The organism is Amycolatopsis sp. 3B14, assembly GCF_050958625.1.
Taxonomy (GTDB): domain Bacteria; phylum Actinomycetota; class Actinomycetes; order Mycobacteriales; family Pseudonocardiaceae; genus Amycolatopsis_E; species Amycolatopsis_E thermoflava.
The window spans coordinates 17,197-31,561 of record NZ_JBHZEN010000010.1; the positions used below are offsets into that span (position 1 = coordinate 17,197).

The window sequence follows — 14,365 nt, forward strand, 5'->3', positions numbered from 1 at the left end:
GCAGCGCCGCCTGGTTCTCGGCGGGCTGTCAACTCGGTGGGCTGCGACGTGGCTGCTGGAGGGCGATATTGGCAGCGCGGCCAGTCCCGAGGGCTCGCGCCCATCACGATGTCAGATGCCGACGCGTGCCCAGCCGCGTGGGCCGACGACAGGTCGGCGGCCGTCGCGGAATCGCCAGCTCCTGCGCCCGTGTTCCGACATGGCTCTGTGCTACCGCTTGTTCTTCACCGCAGCGGCGAAACCGGATACCGGCGGTAGTGGGTTAATTCTTCGGCGCAAGCGTTTAAGCCGGTCGGCCTGTTTCTTTCCAACCGTACCGGCGGTGTTCTTGGGGGATTTAGTCCGTTCGGCGGGTTCTCGAGATCGTTGTTGCGCTTAGTGTGATGGTCGTTTCGCTTGGTAGTTGCCGGTGTCGGCCTACTGTGTTGAGGGGACTCTCCATGCATCCGTCGCGTTCGCGGGGTTTGTTGTCGCGCGCTCTTGTCGTGCTGCTGGTTCTGGCGGTCGCGGTGGTGGGTCTGCCGGCGGGTAGCGGCGGCGGTGGAGGCGGTTTCGGTCGGGTGTGGCAGTGGCTGGGGGAGTTGCTGGCTCCGAGCTCGGCATCTGCTGCTGTGCACGTGGATCAGACGGGGCCGGCGAAGACCGTTGAACCTCCGCGTCGGGTGCGGGAGCTGGGGGAACAGCGCTCGGCCACGACGCGGGTTTTCGCGTTGTCGGACGGGACTTTCGAGGCTGAGGTGTCGCCGGAGCCGGAGTCCTTCAAGGACAGCAGTGGTGTGTGGCGAGACATCGACACCACGGTGCGGGAGCAGGGCCGGGACGGCTACCGGTTCCTCAATGACAGCAACGGTTTCCGGTCCGATTTCGGGGACAAGAGTGACCGGTTGGTTCGGGTCGAGGCCGGTGGCAAGCACGTCGCGCTCGGGCTCGACGCTGCCGCGCGGTCGTTGTCGCCGCGGGTGGAGGGGGACACGGTCACCTACGCGGGCGCGTTCGAGGGTGCGGATGTGGCCTATGAGGTGACTGGTGATTCGCTCAAGGAGCGGATCGTGCTGGCCGGTCCGCCGGCGGATCCGGTGTGGCGGTTCACCGTGCAGGCTGGCGGGGTGCAGGCCCGGGCGTTGCCGGACGGGTCGATCGGGTTCTTCGCCGAGGGCCCGGCGGGGGATGGGCCGCCGTTGTTCGTGATGCCGAAGCCGTTCATGAACGACAGCCGGGTGGACCAGAAGTCGCCGCACGGGACCGCGTTCAGCGATCAGGTGACCCAGACGGTGGAGCACCGCGGCGCGACGACCACGATCACCGTGAAGGCGGACGCAGGCTGGCTGTCGGCGCCGGAGCGGCAGTACCCGGTGGTGATCGACCCGACGATCAAGGTGGAACCGACCCCGACCACCGGGCAGGACACCCAGATCTGGTCGGACACGCCGACCCGGAACGACGGATCGGATTACCGGCTCTCGGTCGGCACGGACGCCTGGGGTGTCGCGCGGAGCCTGGTGCGGTTCGACACCTCGGTGGTTCCCGCCGGCACCAGTCTGACGAGCGCGAAGCTGCGGTTGTATTTCGACAGCGAGATCCCGTCGACGCAGGTGGACAACACCATCGAGGTGCGGCGAGTGACGCAGTCGTGGAGCGAGGACACCGCGACCTGGAACTCGATCAACGCCGCGTTCGCCGAGGCGGGGTTGTCGACCCAGGTCAAGCAGGTGAACAAGGCCAACATCTGGCACGAGTTCGATGTGCGCAACATTGCGCAGTCGTGGGTGTCGGGATCGGCGCAGAACTACGGGTTCATGCTGAAAGCCACCAACGAGGCGTTGAACCGCAGCGGCCCGGTGTACCAGGCCGCCGAGTTCGCCTACAACGGCGAGGTCGAGAACCGGCCGAAGCTGATTCTGAGCTACGGCCGGCCGAGCGTGAACCTGCAGTACCCGACGAAGATCTACTCCACGGGCGCAGAGTTGCGCTGGTCGCCGTACACCGATCCGGACCCGAACAACCCGAACGACGACGTGGTCGAGTACCAGGTGCACCGCACCGTGTACCAAACGTTCACCCCGTCGCGCTGGACCTTGATCGCGCCGCTGTCGCCTGCGACGACCACGTTCACCGACACCACCGCGGAGCCGACGCCGGCGGATTCGCCGGACCCGTTCGGGGCGGCGTACTACTACATGATCGTCGCCAAAACCCGGGACGGGCAGCTGATTCCGGGTCCGACACAGCTCGCGCGGCTGCCGAAGGCAGGGTTGGTGACGCAGGTCTTCCACGGCGGCGCCCTGGATTCCACGATTTCCTCGGCGCAGCCGACGACCAACCTCAACGTCTACACCGGACAGCCGTGGCTGGCCGTGGGCAACAACTCCGCCACCTACGGCAACACCCGCGCCGTGGTCAAGTTCCCCGACCTGTCGGCCATTCCGGCCAACGCCCACGTCATCGACGCGGATTTCATGCTGTGGGGCTTCTACACCAACGGCAGCGGCGCCACGTTCGACGCACACCCGCTGACCAAGTCGTTCGCCGAAACGGAAACCACGTGGAACCGGGCCTCGGCCGCCACCGCCTGGACCGCGCCGGGCGGCGACTACGGCGCGCTGGCCGACCAGGTGGTTGGCATCTCCAATGACCCCAAGTGGCACATCTGGGAGGACCCGGGTGTGGTGCAGGGCTGGGTGAGCAACCCGGCCTCCAACAACGGCTTCCTGGTCAAGGTGCGCGACGAGGCCGGCGCCGCCAAGCAGCGTGCCTTGTTCCTGTCCGACGAGGCTGCCGAGCCGCAGCTGCGCCCGAACCTGGTGGTCACCTACACCGAGCCGACCGCCGAGGCCACCTACTACGCGCCCGACACCCCGTCCCTGCGGATGATCCCGGGCGACGAGTACACCGTCCCGGTCACGCTCACCAACACCACCACGGCCACCTGGTCGGCGGCGAACCAGAAGCTGTCCTACCGGTGGACGCTGCCGGACGGCACCGACGTCACCACCGGCGGCAACCGGCTGGAGACAGCCCTGCCCGCCGATGTCCCGCCGAACGGGACCGTCACGGTGCAGGCCAGGGTGAAGACCCCGATCCAGAGCGAGGCGGGCAACAAGCGCGAGCAGTTCGTGCTGAGCTGGGACCTGCGCAACACCACGACCGGCACCTGGCTGTCGGCCACCGGCGGTATTCCGGCGCTGCCGCAGAACGTCACCGTCGAGGACCCCACCAGCGACCAGCTCGGCCTGGAGAAGTTCTACGCCTACGCCGGCAAGTCCACCGGCGCGGGTTCCAACGTGCTGGTCAACCAGTTCGCCGGCAACACGGTGTTCTCCTACGACGCCTTCTCCAACCCGGGCCGCGGGCTGTCCACGTTCGTTCGGATGACCTACAACAGCCAGGACACCTCGGCCACCGCGATGGGGTATGGCTGGTCGCTCAGCGCGTCGGGCCTGGTCCGGCTTGGAGCGTCACTGGAGCTGCACCCGAAGGGCCAGGATTACCCGTCCAGGATCACGTTGCCGGACGGCGACGGCACCTCGCACGTGTTCAACTTGAACAAGAACAACTCGACCGACCCGGCCGCGTGGACCTACGACCAGCCCGCCGGTGTGCACCTGTTCCTGCAGCGGCAGGCGGGGGAGGACACCACCCGCCGCTGGGTCGCCACGCGCCCGGACCGGACCCGGTTCTTCTTCGACGAGGAAGGCTGGATGACCGCCGTCGCCGACCGCAACGGCAACGAGCAGCAGCTGACCTACACCGAACGCAAGTCCAACAACCAGCCCCGCAAGTTCCTCGCCTACGTCACCGACCCGGCGGGCCGGCAGACCCTCACGCTGGACTACTGGGAGCGGGGCGAGACCAGCAACCCGAAGATCATCGACATGGTGCAGTCCATCCGGGACGTCTCCGGGCGGACGCTCACCTTCGGCTACGACGACAAGGGCTTGCTGACCGAGCTCGTCGACGGGGCCGGCACGGCCGAGGCGAAAACCTTCCGCTTCGGCTACGACGCGACACAGGGCAACAAGAACGTCAAGCTCGTCGCGATCACCGACCCGCGTGGCGGCACCACCAACCTCAGCTACTACACCGCGCCGGTCGACCCCAAGGACAAATGGAAACTGCAAACCCTCACCGACCGCCTCGGCCATCCCACCGGCTTCGCCTACGCCGACCCGGACGGCAGCACCGGCTCGGAGATGGAATCGACCATCACCGACGCCGAGAACCACGTGAGCACCTACCGGATGGACGGCTACGGCCGGCCGGTGCGCACCACCAACGCCAAGAACGAAACCACCCTCATGGGCTGGGACGCCGGCAACAACGTGGTCTCACTGACCGAGGCCAACAACGCCGTCTCCACCTGGACCTACGACCCCAAGACCGGATACCCCACCTCGATCAGGGACGCGGAAGCGGTCGCACACAACACCCCGGCGACGGTGCTGGACTACCAGACCGGGCTCGGCGGCTACACCGCCGACCTGATCGGCAAGACCAGCCCCGAAGGACGGCGCTGGAGCTTCGGCTACGACGCCCGCGGCAACCTGACCACAGTCACCGACCCCAAGGGCACCGCCACCACCGGTGTGCCTGACGACTACCAGTCCGTCTACAGCTACGACCCTCTCGGGCAGCTGCTGACCTCGACCGACGCCAACGGCAACACCACCACCTACGCCGACTACGACCCCACCGGCTATCCCCGCCGCATCACCGACCCGCTGAACAACAGCACCACCACGGTGTACGACGCGTGCGGCAACGTCACCTCGGTCACCGACGCCCGGGGCAAGACCACCACCGCCGGCTACGACGTGTTCGGCCGGCCGCTCGAGACCCGGGAACCCAAGGACCAGGCCGCGGGCGAGTTCATCACCACCCCGGCCCCGGTCTACGACCGCAACGACAACATCACCCAGGCCACCGCGCCCAACGGTGCGGTGACCACCGCGGTCTACGACCCGGCCGACCAGGTCACCTCGGTCACCGAGCCCAAGGACACCCCGACCGGTCCCTCGCGCACCTCGAGCTTCGCCTACGACAAGATCGGCAACCTGCTCACCGAGACCCAGCCGCTGGGCACCCTGAACACCGCCGACCCCAACGACTACGTCACCCGCTACGGCTACGACGCCATCTCCCAGCTGACCAGCGTCACCAACGCCGCCGGGGACGTCATCGGCTACAGCTACGACAACGTCGGCAACCTCACCACCGTCGTGGATCCGCGCAAGAGCGCCACCCCGGACACCGCCGACTACACCACCAAGCTGGGCTACGACCTCAACCACCGCCAAACCACCGCGACCGACGCACTCGGCTACGTCACCAGAACCGGCTACGACCGCGACGGCAACGTCACCTCCACCACCGACGCCGAAAACACCGTCACCACCTACGTCTACGACGAACGGTCCAAACCGGTCGAGGTGCGAGTCCCGCACAAGGCCGGCATCGATCGGATCACCAGGATCGAGTACGACGAGGTCGGCAACCAGACCCGCGTCGTCAGCCCCCGCGGCACCGAAACGACCACCGACCCGGACGACTTCGCCACCGCGGTCGTCTACGACAAACTCAACCGGCCCATCGAACGCCGCAGCCCGTTCGACCGCGACGACCCCCGCTACAACACCCCCGACGTCACCACCTACGCCTACGACCAGGTCGGCAACCTCACCGAAACCTCGGCACCCCCGTCCGCCGGGCAGACGGTGCGCAACACCACCCGCTACACCTACTACGACAACGGCTGGGTGCGCACCGCCACCGACCCGTGGGACATCGCCACCAGCTACGACTACAACCCGCTCGGCCAGCAGACCAACCGCACCCTCACCAGCGCGGGCGGATCCGCGAACCGGGTGATGACCTGGGACTACTACCCCGACGGCAAACTCAAGTCCCGCACCGACGACGGCGTGCCCGTCGGCCGCGACGTCGTCCTCGTCGACAACTCCGACACCCAGAACACCGCCACCACCGGCGCCTGGGCCACGAGCGCGACCGGCACCGGCTATCAGGGCTACGACTACCGCACCGCCCCGGCCGGCACCGGCGCCGGCACGTTCACCTGGAAGCTCACCATCCCTCAGGACGGCACCTACGAGGTGTTCGCCCGCTACCCCAGCTCCGCCGCCACCAACGCGCCCTACACCGTCCGGCACGCCGACGGCGAGACCCCCAAACCGGTCGACCAGACCCAGCACGCGGGGGAGTGGGTCAGCCTCGGCAGCTACCGCTTCACCGCCGGCAACGCCCACAGCGTCGTGCTGGCCGACGCCGCCACCGGCACCGTCACCGCCGACGCCATCAAGCTGGTCCGCAACAACAGCGGCGAGGCCGACACCGAAGCCAAGACCTTCGGCTACACCTACGACGCCAACGGCAACCTCGCCGGGCTCACCGACACCAGCTCCGCCGCCAAGGTCGACACCTACGCCCTGACCTACAACGGCCTCAACCAGCTCGCGAAGGTCGAGGAGAAACTCGGCGGCGCGATCAAGAACACCACCGCCTTCACCTACGACCCCAACGGCAACCCCGCCACCCGCGACCACGACACCCAGGACAGCGTCTTCGGCTACGACCCGCGCGACCTGCTCGCCACGGTCACCAACACCGAAACCGGACAGACCGCCAAGACCACCAGCTACACCTACACCCCCCGCGCGCAGGTGCTGCGGGAAACCAAGGCCAACGGCAACACCGTCGACTACGGCTACCACCTCGACGGCCAGCTCGCCTCCCAGATCGAGAAGAAGCCCAACGGCACCCTGGTCGCCCAGCACCTCCTCGACTACAGCCCCAACGGCGACCGCACCCGCGACGCCTCCAAGATCCAGAACGCCGACAACGCCGCGGCCTACCTCGACGAGATCCGCGAATACCTCTACGACCCGCAGGACCGCATCGCCAGCGTCACCAAGAAGAACGCCGGCACCGGCGCCGTCCTGGAAACCGAGAACTACCTCCACGACGCCAACTCCAACGTCACCTCCCAAACCGTGGAGGGTGCCACCACCACCTTCACCTACGACCGCAACCGCCTCACCTCCGCCGTTTCCAACGGCGTCACCGCGGCCTACAACTACGACCCCTTCGGGCGTCTCAACACCGTCACCGCTGCCGGGCAGATCATCGAGTCCTACACCTACGACGGATTCGACCGCACCGCCCAGCACAAGAAACTCGCCCCCGGCACCACCAACCTGACCACCACCAGCTACGCCTACGACCCGCTCGACCGCACCGTCACCAAAACCGACAACGCCGGCACGCCGCAGGCCAAGACCACCAACTTCGCCTACCTCGGACTGACCGACCAGGTCGTCACCGAGGAAATCGGCGGCCAGATCCAACGGTCCTACGCCTACGACGCCTTCGGCCAACGGTTGTCGCAGCTCAAACACGACACCGACGGCGCCGGCCCCCAGATCGCCGAGGACTCCGTCTACGGCTACAACCCGCACAGCGACGTCGAAACCCTGACCTCCCCCGGCGGGGACACCCGCGCCACCTACGGCTACACCGCCTACGGCAGCAACGACGAGCAGGCCTTCACCGGAATCGACAAACCAGACACCCAGAACCCGGGCAAGGAGCCCTACAACTTCTACCGCTACAACGGCAAACGCTGGGACAACGCCTCCGGGTCCTACGACATGGGCTTCCGCGACTACAGCCCGGGCTTGAACCGGTTCCTCACCCGCGACTCCTACAACGGCGCCCTGGCCGACCTCAACCTCGGCACCGACCCCTGGACCGCCAACCGCTACAGCTTCACCGGCGGCAACCCCATCACCCGCATCGAACTCGACGGCCACCGCCCCGAAGACGAACCCGGCTACTGTCTCGGCTACCAAGGCGACTGCGGCATCGACCCCACCGCCGGCAACACGGTCCGCGGCGAATACAGCCCCGAGCAACTCGCCGGAATGGGAGTCCTGCAAGCGCAGCAGCCACATGTCGGCAGTTACCAACTCCCCAATGCCAAAGCTGATTACGGGGCGCTGACCGCGAAGGCCGCCGACACATTGGCTTCACAGGCCGCGGCTCAAGGCCCACCCCGCAACCCGCTCGAGGAACTGTGGCGAGGAGCCTTCGCCGCCGAGGGGGCATGTGTCGAGCTCGGGAGAGACTCCTGCAGCGCCGAGATGGAACTGGCACTGATGGCCGATCGCGCGGCGATCGAGGAAGCCTTCAAACAGCACAGCCAAGGCATGTCCCTCACGGACGCACTCAACGCCGGAATCATGGCCGTCGCACAGATGGGGATCGTCGTCGGCAGCAACCGCACGGGAGTGGTCCGCGGTGGTGTCCTCAAGGGGCCAGGTCCGCGTGGAGGAGAATCTTCGGCTGCGGCATACGGCCGGATGATGCACCAAAAATGGAACCCGGGCCCAGGGTGGGAAAAGGAATACAGACTCCCCAGTGGGCGACGCATCGACGCTATCAACTGGCAAACGCGAGAGATTCTCGAGCTAAAGCCCAATAACCGTCGAGCTATCAGGCTTGGAGAGAGGCAAGTGCAAGCCTACGTCGACGAACTAAATCAGCTACAGCCCAACTTGCCACCGTTCACGGGTCGGGTGGTAACCTACTAGCTATGGTGACAAAGAACCCATTACGATTGGCGATCGATCAGTTGATTCCTGAGACTGGATTAGTAAAGAAATCTGGGTCCTGGTATCTTCGTCAAGAGGAGACGATCGGCGTAATAAACTTGCAGAAGTCTCAATATGGCGACCAGTACTATGTGAATATTGCCTTTTGGCTGTTGCCTCTCGGTGATGTCGATTTTCCTGCTGAACATAAATGTCATATCCGTACTCGACTTACCCGTTTGCTGGCCGAGCGAGAGCAAGAGCTAGTTCAGGTCCTCGACCTGACGGTCGAACGGCCAGACCGGGAGGAAGTCCTGAAGCAAGCAATCGAGGAAAACATTGTCCCTGTATTCAAATCGTGCGCTACGCTTGCTGGCTTCCGGCAGCCCCAGGGAAGATATTTTCTAGAATGTTCGCTTGTCGTAGGAGAGGCGCAGCAGTTGCTAGATGCGGTAGTTTGACGACTGCCAGTTCTGGTGAGCGTTTCAAGGAGCAGCCTGCAGGTCATCGTGAACGCCGCTGGAACCAGAACTGCGCGCCACGACACCTTGGCAACTCTGCGCGGGGATGCGATCGAGTCTCATCGCCTACACCTCGTTTGCGGCGTTTCGCAATAGCCAAGGTCGCGGCAGTCTCGGGCTCAAGCACGACAATCCCAGGACTGGGGCTGTGGATTATGGCATCGACTATAAGATCGTTTTCAACCTGTCCAGGTGAGAGATGAAGGTTGTCTGCGCACGAATTGTCAACCCCGTAACCCGATCGTCAAATGACACGAGCCCGTGGATACGCGTGGGCGAGGAATACCATGTGATCGGTTTGCGTTGCCCACCGGGGCGACCAATATCGGTCCAGATCATCGACGATGAAGGGGCGCCCAGTTTATGGGATTCGACGATGTTCACGACCGTTGACTCTCGAGTTCCGGCGAACTGGGTTGCCAGGATTGACGAACTTGGCGTTGTCGAAATTTGTCCCGCACGATGGCAGGTGCCTATGTTTTGGGACTCCTTCTACGACCGTAACCCTGAGGCTGTCCGGGTGTTCGAAGAGGAGTTGGCGGAAATAGTGAGGTGAGTGAGGACTTGTGGAAGTTTGCCAATCGAGGCCTCTGCTATTCAGGGGCTAGGAGTAAGTGGCCACGAGGGCTCGGACATGGTGGCGTGCCGCAACTACGGCTACACCGGCGAAATCATCGGCGCCAACCCAGACCTCGAGCCCGAGGAAGCACGCAAGGCCGGATGGGATTCGGCCAAGATCGCCCAGTTCGGACCTGCAGCGCTAAAGGCAGGCCAGAACGGTCCGCAGCCGAGTGTCGCTCAGCGGGCCCGCGACCTCCTCGACATGATCGGGCTCGTCCCAGGCCTCGGCGAACCCGCACACGCCATCAACTGCGGCTTCTATGGAGCCGAAGGACAAGGCGGAGACGCGGCACTCTCGTGTGCAGCCGCGTTCCCGGTTCTCGGGTGGCTCGCCAACATCTTCAAAGGGATCCGCCACGCCGACGACGCGGCCAAGGCTGGACAGGACGTCGCCGAGGCGGCTGACGCGGGCAAGATCCCCTGGATGTCGTGAAGCGAGCACCCCAGGCTACCGTCAACGGCCGTGAATACGCAGTTGTGGGTCAGCGCCTCTATTCTCGTCACGCGTTGGCCGGATGCAACCCAGCAGTCTCGGAGCCCCGGCAGGGACGACGGGCGCAGGAAGGCGTATCTCACCGCAGTTGATCGAGGATCCCATCAACACCGGGACAGTCACTTACCAGAATGTCGACGGAGTTCGAAGCGCGCTCTATACTTCTGGTTCAGTACAGGTAGTGACGGAAGACGATGGGAGAATAGTTGTGAAAATTAACCCGTTCAGTGGCTGATATGGCTCTCTATCCAGGAGTGGCTCGGGAGCTCCTCGAGCGATGCGACGAATATAGGAAGCGAATCCTCGCGCTGTGGGAATTCAAAACGAGCGTTTGGGGGGCAGCTCAGACGATCGTGGCGGCCGAGGAGAGAGCGCTCCATGAATTCCTAAAAAAGCCGAGGGGCGGGCTCGAAATCGTTGAATATACGACTGGAAATGCACAGGTATTCGATAAGACTATTCCAATAGTGGCGGAGCGCGAGAATCAACTCGAGGCCTATTTGAACGAACCATGACACGCGACCACTGTTCCAGCGTGTTCAGTTTTCACTGGCACTTGATTCGAGGGATTCCAAAATGAAGCTGGTGGCGTCGCTTGGGTGCGACAGACTTTCGCTTACGTCGGGCTGGCTGATCGGGTCTTCACCGAGCAACCTAGGACCGAGGTCAACAGCGTGGCCTTCCAGTTCGTCAGGCCGAACGCGCCGACAGACGCGGCGGTTCCGCTGGGGCCAGCCCCATGCTGCCCCGCCTGCGCCCCCTATTGTCTAGGAACTCGAATAGGATGTGGAGAGATATTCTCGAGATCGCCCGAGAGCTATCAAGGCAAGCTGAAGGGGTAGACTCCGCTGAGGCTTGGCGTTCACAGGACTGGGATCGCGCAGTCGAATCGTTCCGGAACCTGGTGAAGACGGAAGACTCTGTCCTTCGTCTAGGCGATGTTTTGCGTTGTGATGTCGGCCTGAGTCTGCCGGTAGTTGTCATCAAGGCAACCTATGACAGGCTGTTCGAGCTCGGAGTTGCTGACGTGCGCACCCGGCTTTGCTATGCCCGGTACCTCCTTCTCCACGGCCCTGAATGGGATCGGGAGGCCGGCGACATCCTTCGACAAGTCGAGGAGCCGGCGAGACTAGTCGGCATCTGGGACCCGGCATTTCTTGGGCATCACCCGGTCTTCTACCAAAGCCCGCAGATGTGAAAATGGGGAGCCGATACAATCGAATGTGGTGAGTTCATGTCGTTGTGAGCGCGATAAGCCGAAGGGGCTCGCGTCGAGCGGTCCTGGAGCCGCACTTTATCGCTCAGACGGCAAACGCTGGGACAGTGCCTCTGGGGCGCCGAGGTTCCCGACGTGACCTTCCAGCTCTTCAGGCCGACGCGGGGGTGGCGCTGGGATCCGCACTGCTCCGCCTGCACCCCAGGAACCCCGCCCCGTGGCGACCTGCAGCGTCGCATGGGTGCGGCCATGGGCTGGCCGACGAGTGCCCATGTGCATCGGACCCCACGTAGGGCTACATGCATGTAACTGATGAGATCTGCCGCGACGTCGCCAACCAGATCGACGGCTACTCCTGGAAAAAACTGAACCGAGAAGAGCTCTAGCTAGTATGCATCCTCTGCGCTGGCCTGTTCGCGAGCTGCGAGGATGTCCGGTACGTGGGCCTCGGCCCACTGCCGCACGGCGCGCAGCGGAACCAGCAGGGAGCGGCCGAGGTCGGTCAGCGCGTATTCGACGTGTGGGGGGTTGCCGCCCAGATCGGTGCGGGAGAGCAGGCCGTCGGCCTGCATGGCGCGCAGGGTTTCGGTCAGCGCCTTCGGCGTGATCTCACTGATGTGAGCCTTGAGTTCGGTGAATCGCATCGGCCCGTGTTCCAGGGCGTTGACGACGAACACAGTCCAGCGCGCTCCGATGCGGTGTAGCACGGTGCGGCTCGGGCAGGTCGCCGCCATGATGTTGTACGCCTTACCCACGCGGGTCCTCCCGGTAGCGTTGAAGATACTGGTATCCAATCTATACCGTCGCGGACATGAGCGAGAACCTGACAGGCAAGCGAATCCTGGTGGTCGGCGGCGCCCGCGGCATCGGCGCCGAAATCGTCCGCCGCACCGAACACGCCGGCGCCCGCGTCGTCGTCGCGGCACGGTCCGGCACAGAGGTGCAGATCGACGTCACCGACGAGACCGCCATCGCTGTAGCAGCGGAGTCCCTCGGCGACTTCGACCACGTGATCTCCACGGCGTCGGCTCACCACGACGTGCCGGTGGCTGCCTTGGAGAACGACAAGATCCACGCCGCGTTCGCTGCCAAGGTCATCGGTTCGCTGCTGCTGGCCAAGCACTTCGCGCCCCGAATGCCAGCCGGAGGGTCGTTCCTGTTCTTCTCCGGCATCGTGGGCTGGAAGCCCAAGCCCGGCACCGTCGTCAAAGGTGCCGCCAACGCCGCCTTGGCCGCACTGGTCACCCACCTGGCCGTCGAGCTCGCGCCGTTGCGCGTCAACGCGATCGCGCCCGGCATCACGGACTCCGGCGCCTGGGACCGGCTCCCCGACGAGCGCCGCTGCGCCCTGTACAACGGCGCCGCCGCAGCATCCCTCGCCGGCAGGGTCGGGACTCTCGACGACGTCACCGACACCACCATGTGGCTCCTGGGGGCGGGATGGGTCACAGGCGAGACGATCCACGTCGACGGCGGCACCCGGCACCAGTGATCCCTTCGCCGCCGGCCGCGGATCTGGCCGCCGCTTCCTGCCCCGACCGGGTGGGCCACCGCACGCGCTGAAGTGGTTGCTGACGGACAATGGTGAGACCATCTACACGACCGCAACAGCGGCCTGAACAGTCAGCCCCGGTGCCAACCGAAGGCTGGGCAGACCCACCGATGCGCGCTCCGGGTGCAGGGATCACTGTGTCGTGGTCAGCGAGCATGTCCGGCGACCTTGTGTAGGTGGTGAACGGCACCACATCAGCCGTCCAGGTCAGCCCAGCGAGCCGGAGATCGGGCCGCCGCGGGTGTTGTACCCAAGGGTGCCCACACGCTTACGCCACCCCGCCAGATAAGGGGCTGACGTCTTGCTCTCCAGACTCCGAAGAGCCAGCGGCATCACAGCGTCGATGTACACAGCGAGCGTCTGAGTTGCGGCTGCCGGAGCGAGTCCCTGTTCCGCCAGCAGCGGGTTGACATTGACCTTGAGCAACTCCCCAGGTCGCCCTTCAGCTCTGGGGAAAGGAGGACCGAGGCCGGGGCGAAGGCCCCGTTTGCCCGCCAGCCGTTCTTCTGCCTGATGTTCGTCGCGCCAGAGTGCTGTGCGAAGAAAGATTCCCGGTCTTGGTGGCCGTCGCAGGGCGTTCAGGGATGGACGATCCACCCCGCATCGGTCGTTTGGTCGATCCCTTCGGGATGCGTTCCAACCAGCGGGCGTATCAGGCCCGCGCGCGGGTGAAGGAAAAGTTGCCGCGCGGTGCGACGATCATGGGCGCGCGAAGTTCGATGCCCAGCGAATCCGAACGCGCCGGCTCTGTCCCGGGTCACCAATTCTTCGCTGCGGCACGCAGTTCTTCGAAACTCCAGTTCAGGTGCTGCCTGAGCGAGCGATGCTCCGGGTCGGTCAGCCAGGTGTCGACGGCCAGTCGATAGGCGGCCACCGCGGCCACCGCGGTCAGGGCCGCGGTACCGGTCGGGCATCCCCGTTCGCGCAGTGCGGCCGCGATCGCCGTGTCGAGCGCGGCCATCTTGGCCAGTTCGCGTTCCCTCAGTTCCGCGCGGGTGTCGAGGATCTTCCGGCGGCGCTGCGCCGCGTCGCGGTGTTGGTCGAACCAGTCGGCCGTGTGCCGGAGCGCGGCGAGGATCGTGTCGAGCGGGGGTTGGCCGGGGGGTGCTGCGGTCACCGCTTCGGCGACTTCGGCGATGAACTGCTGCTGATCGGGGAAGAGCACGTCGCGCTTGTCGGCGAAGTGGTTGTAGAAGGTGCGCTCGGTCACTCCGGCGGTCCCGGCGATGTCGGCCACCGTGGTCGAGTCGTAGCCGCTCTCGGAGAACAACTTGATCGCGGCTTCCTGCAGCCGTTGCTGCGTCCCGCCCGGCCATCGTCCCATGGGCTCATCGTAGGTGATTGCAGGGACTGAAATCA

Annotated in this window: 8 protein-coding genes; 6 read left to right on the forward strand and 2 right to left on the reverse strand. The window is 65.0% G+C overall.

Going from position 1 to position 14,365, the window contains the following annotated elements:
* The first annotated feature begins 662 nt into the window (after window positions 1–662).
* The 5 genes from ACCP09_RS07000 to ACCP09_RS07020 all read left to right on the forward strand — a co-directional run bounded on the left by ACCP09_RS07000 (window position 663) and on the right by ACCP09_RS07020 (window position 11,436).
* A complete protein-coding gene (locus ACCP09_RS07000) occupies window positions 663–8,603 on the forward strand; it encodes a DNRLRE domain-containing protein (RefSeq protein ID WP_433744196.1) in 7,941 nt (2,646 codons plus the stop codon).
* Between the two features lie 2 nt (window positions 8,604–8,605).
* Window positions 8,606–9,064, forward strand: a complete 459-nt coding sequence (locus tag ACCP09_RS07005) for a DUF4304 domain-containing protein (RefSeq protein WP_433744199.1) — start codon at window positions 8,606–8,608, stop codon at window positions 9,062–9,064.
* 694 nt (window positions 9,065–9,758) lie between these two features.
* Window positions 9,759–10,178, forward strand: coding sequence for a hypothetical protein (locus tag ACCP09_RS07010; protein ID WP_433744201.1), 420 nt, complete (start codon window positions 9,759–9,761; stop codon window positions 10,176–10,178).
* Window positions 10,179–10,474: 296 nt separating this feature from the next.
* The gene (locus ACCP09_RS07015) at window positions 10,475–10,753 is read left to right on the forward strand and encodes a hypothetical protein (RefSeq protein WP_237336673.1); all 279 of its coding nucleotides are present in this window, start codon (window positions 10,475–10,477) and stop codon (window positions 10,751–10,753) included.
* Window positions 10,754–11,142: 389 nt separating this feature from the next.
* The gene (locus tag ACCP09_RS07020) at window positions 11,143–11,436 is read left to right on the forward strand and encodes a hypothetical protein (protein WP_433744204.1); all 294 of its coding nucleotides are present in this window, start codon (window positions 11,143–11,145) and stop codon (window positions 11,434–11,436) included.
* Between the two features lie 404 nt (window positions 11,437–11,840).
* On the opposite strand, the gene ACCP09_RS07025 is transcribed toward ACCP09_RS07020, so the two are convergent.
* Window positions 11,841–12,209 carry a winged helix-turn-helix transcriptional regulator gene (locus tag ACCP09_RS07025; RefSeq protein ID WP_027935168.1) on the reverse strand — a complete coding sequence of 123 codons (369 nt, stop codon included), beginning with the start codon at window positions 12,207–12,209 and terminating at the stop codon, window positions 11,841–11,843.
* Between the two features lie 56 nt (window positions 12,210–12,265).
* Here ACCP09_RS07025 and ACCP09_RS07030 point away from each other — a divergent pair, with 56 nt between their 5' ends.
* The gene (locus ACCP09_RS07030) at window positions 12,266–12,946 is read left to right on the forward strand and encodes an SDR family oxidoreductase (protein ID WP_433744207.1); all 681 of its coding nucleotides are present in this window, start codon (window positions 12,266–12,268) and stop codon (window positions 12,944–12,946) included.
* Window positions 12,947–13,763: 817 nt separating this feature from the next.
* Here the strand turns inward: ACCP09_RS07030 and ACCP09_RS07035 are convergent.
* Window positions 13,764–14,330: a TetR/AcrR family transcriptional regulator gene (locus ACCP09_RS07035; RefSeq protein WP_433744213.1), complete on the reverse strand. Its 567-nt coding sequence runs from the start codon at window positions 14,328–14,330 to the stop codon at window positions 13,764–13,766.
* Window positions 14,331–14,365 lie beyond the last annotated feature (35 nt).

Excerpts from the sequence above, each read along its gene's own strand:
- ACCP09_RS07005 (WP_433744199.1), top strand. The coding sequence starts at position 8,606 with ATGGTGACAAAGAACCCATTACGATTGGCGATCGATCAGTTGATTCCT.
- ACCP09_RS07010 (WP_433744201.1), top strand. The coding sequence starts at position 9,759 with ATGGTGGCGTGCCGCAACTACGGCTACACCGGCGAAATCATCGGCGCC.
- ACCP09_RS07015 (WP_237336673.1), top strand. The coding sequence starts at position 10,475 with ATGGCTCTCTATCCAGGAGTGGCTCGGGAGCTCCTCGAGCGATGCGAC.
- ACCP09_RS07030 (WP_433744207.1), top strand. The coding sequence starts at position 12,266 with ATGAGCGAGAACCTGACAGGCAAGCGAATCCTGGTGGTCGGCGGCGCC.
- ACCP09_RS07035 (WP_433744213.1), bottom strand. The coding sequence starts at position 14,330 with ATGGGACGATGGCCGGGCGGGACGCAGCAACGGCTGCAGGAAGCCGCG.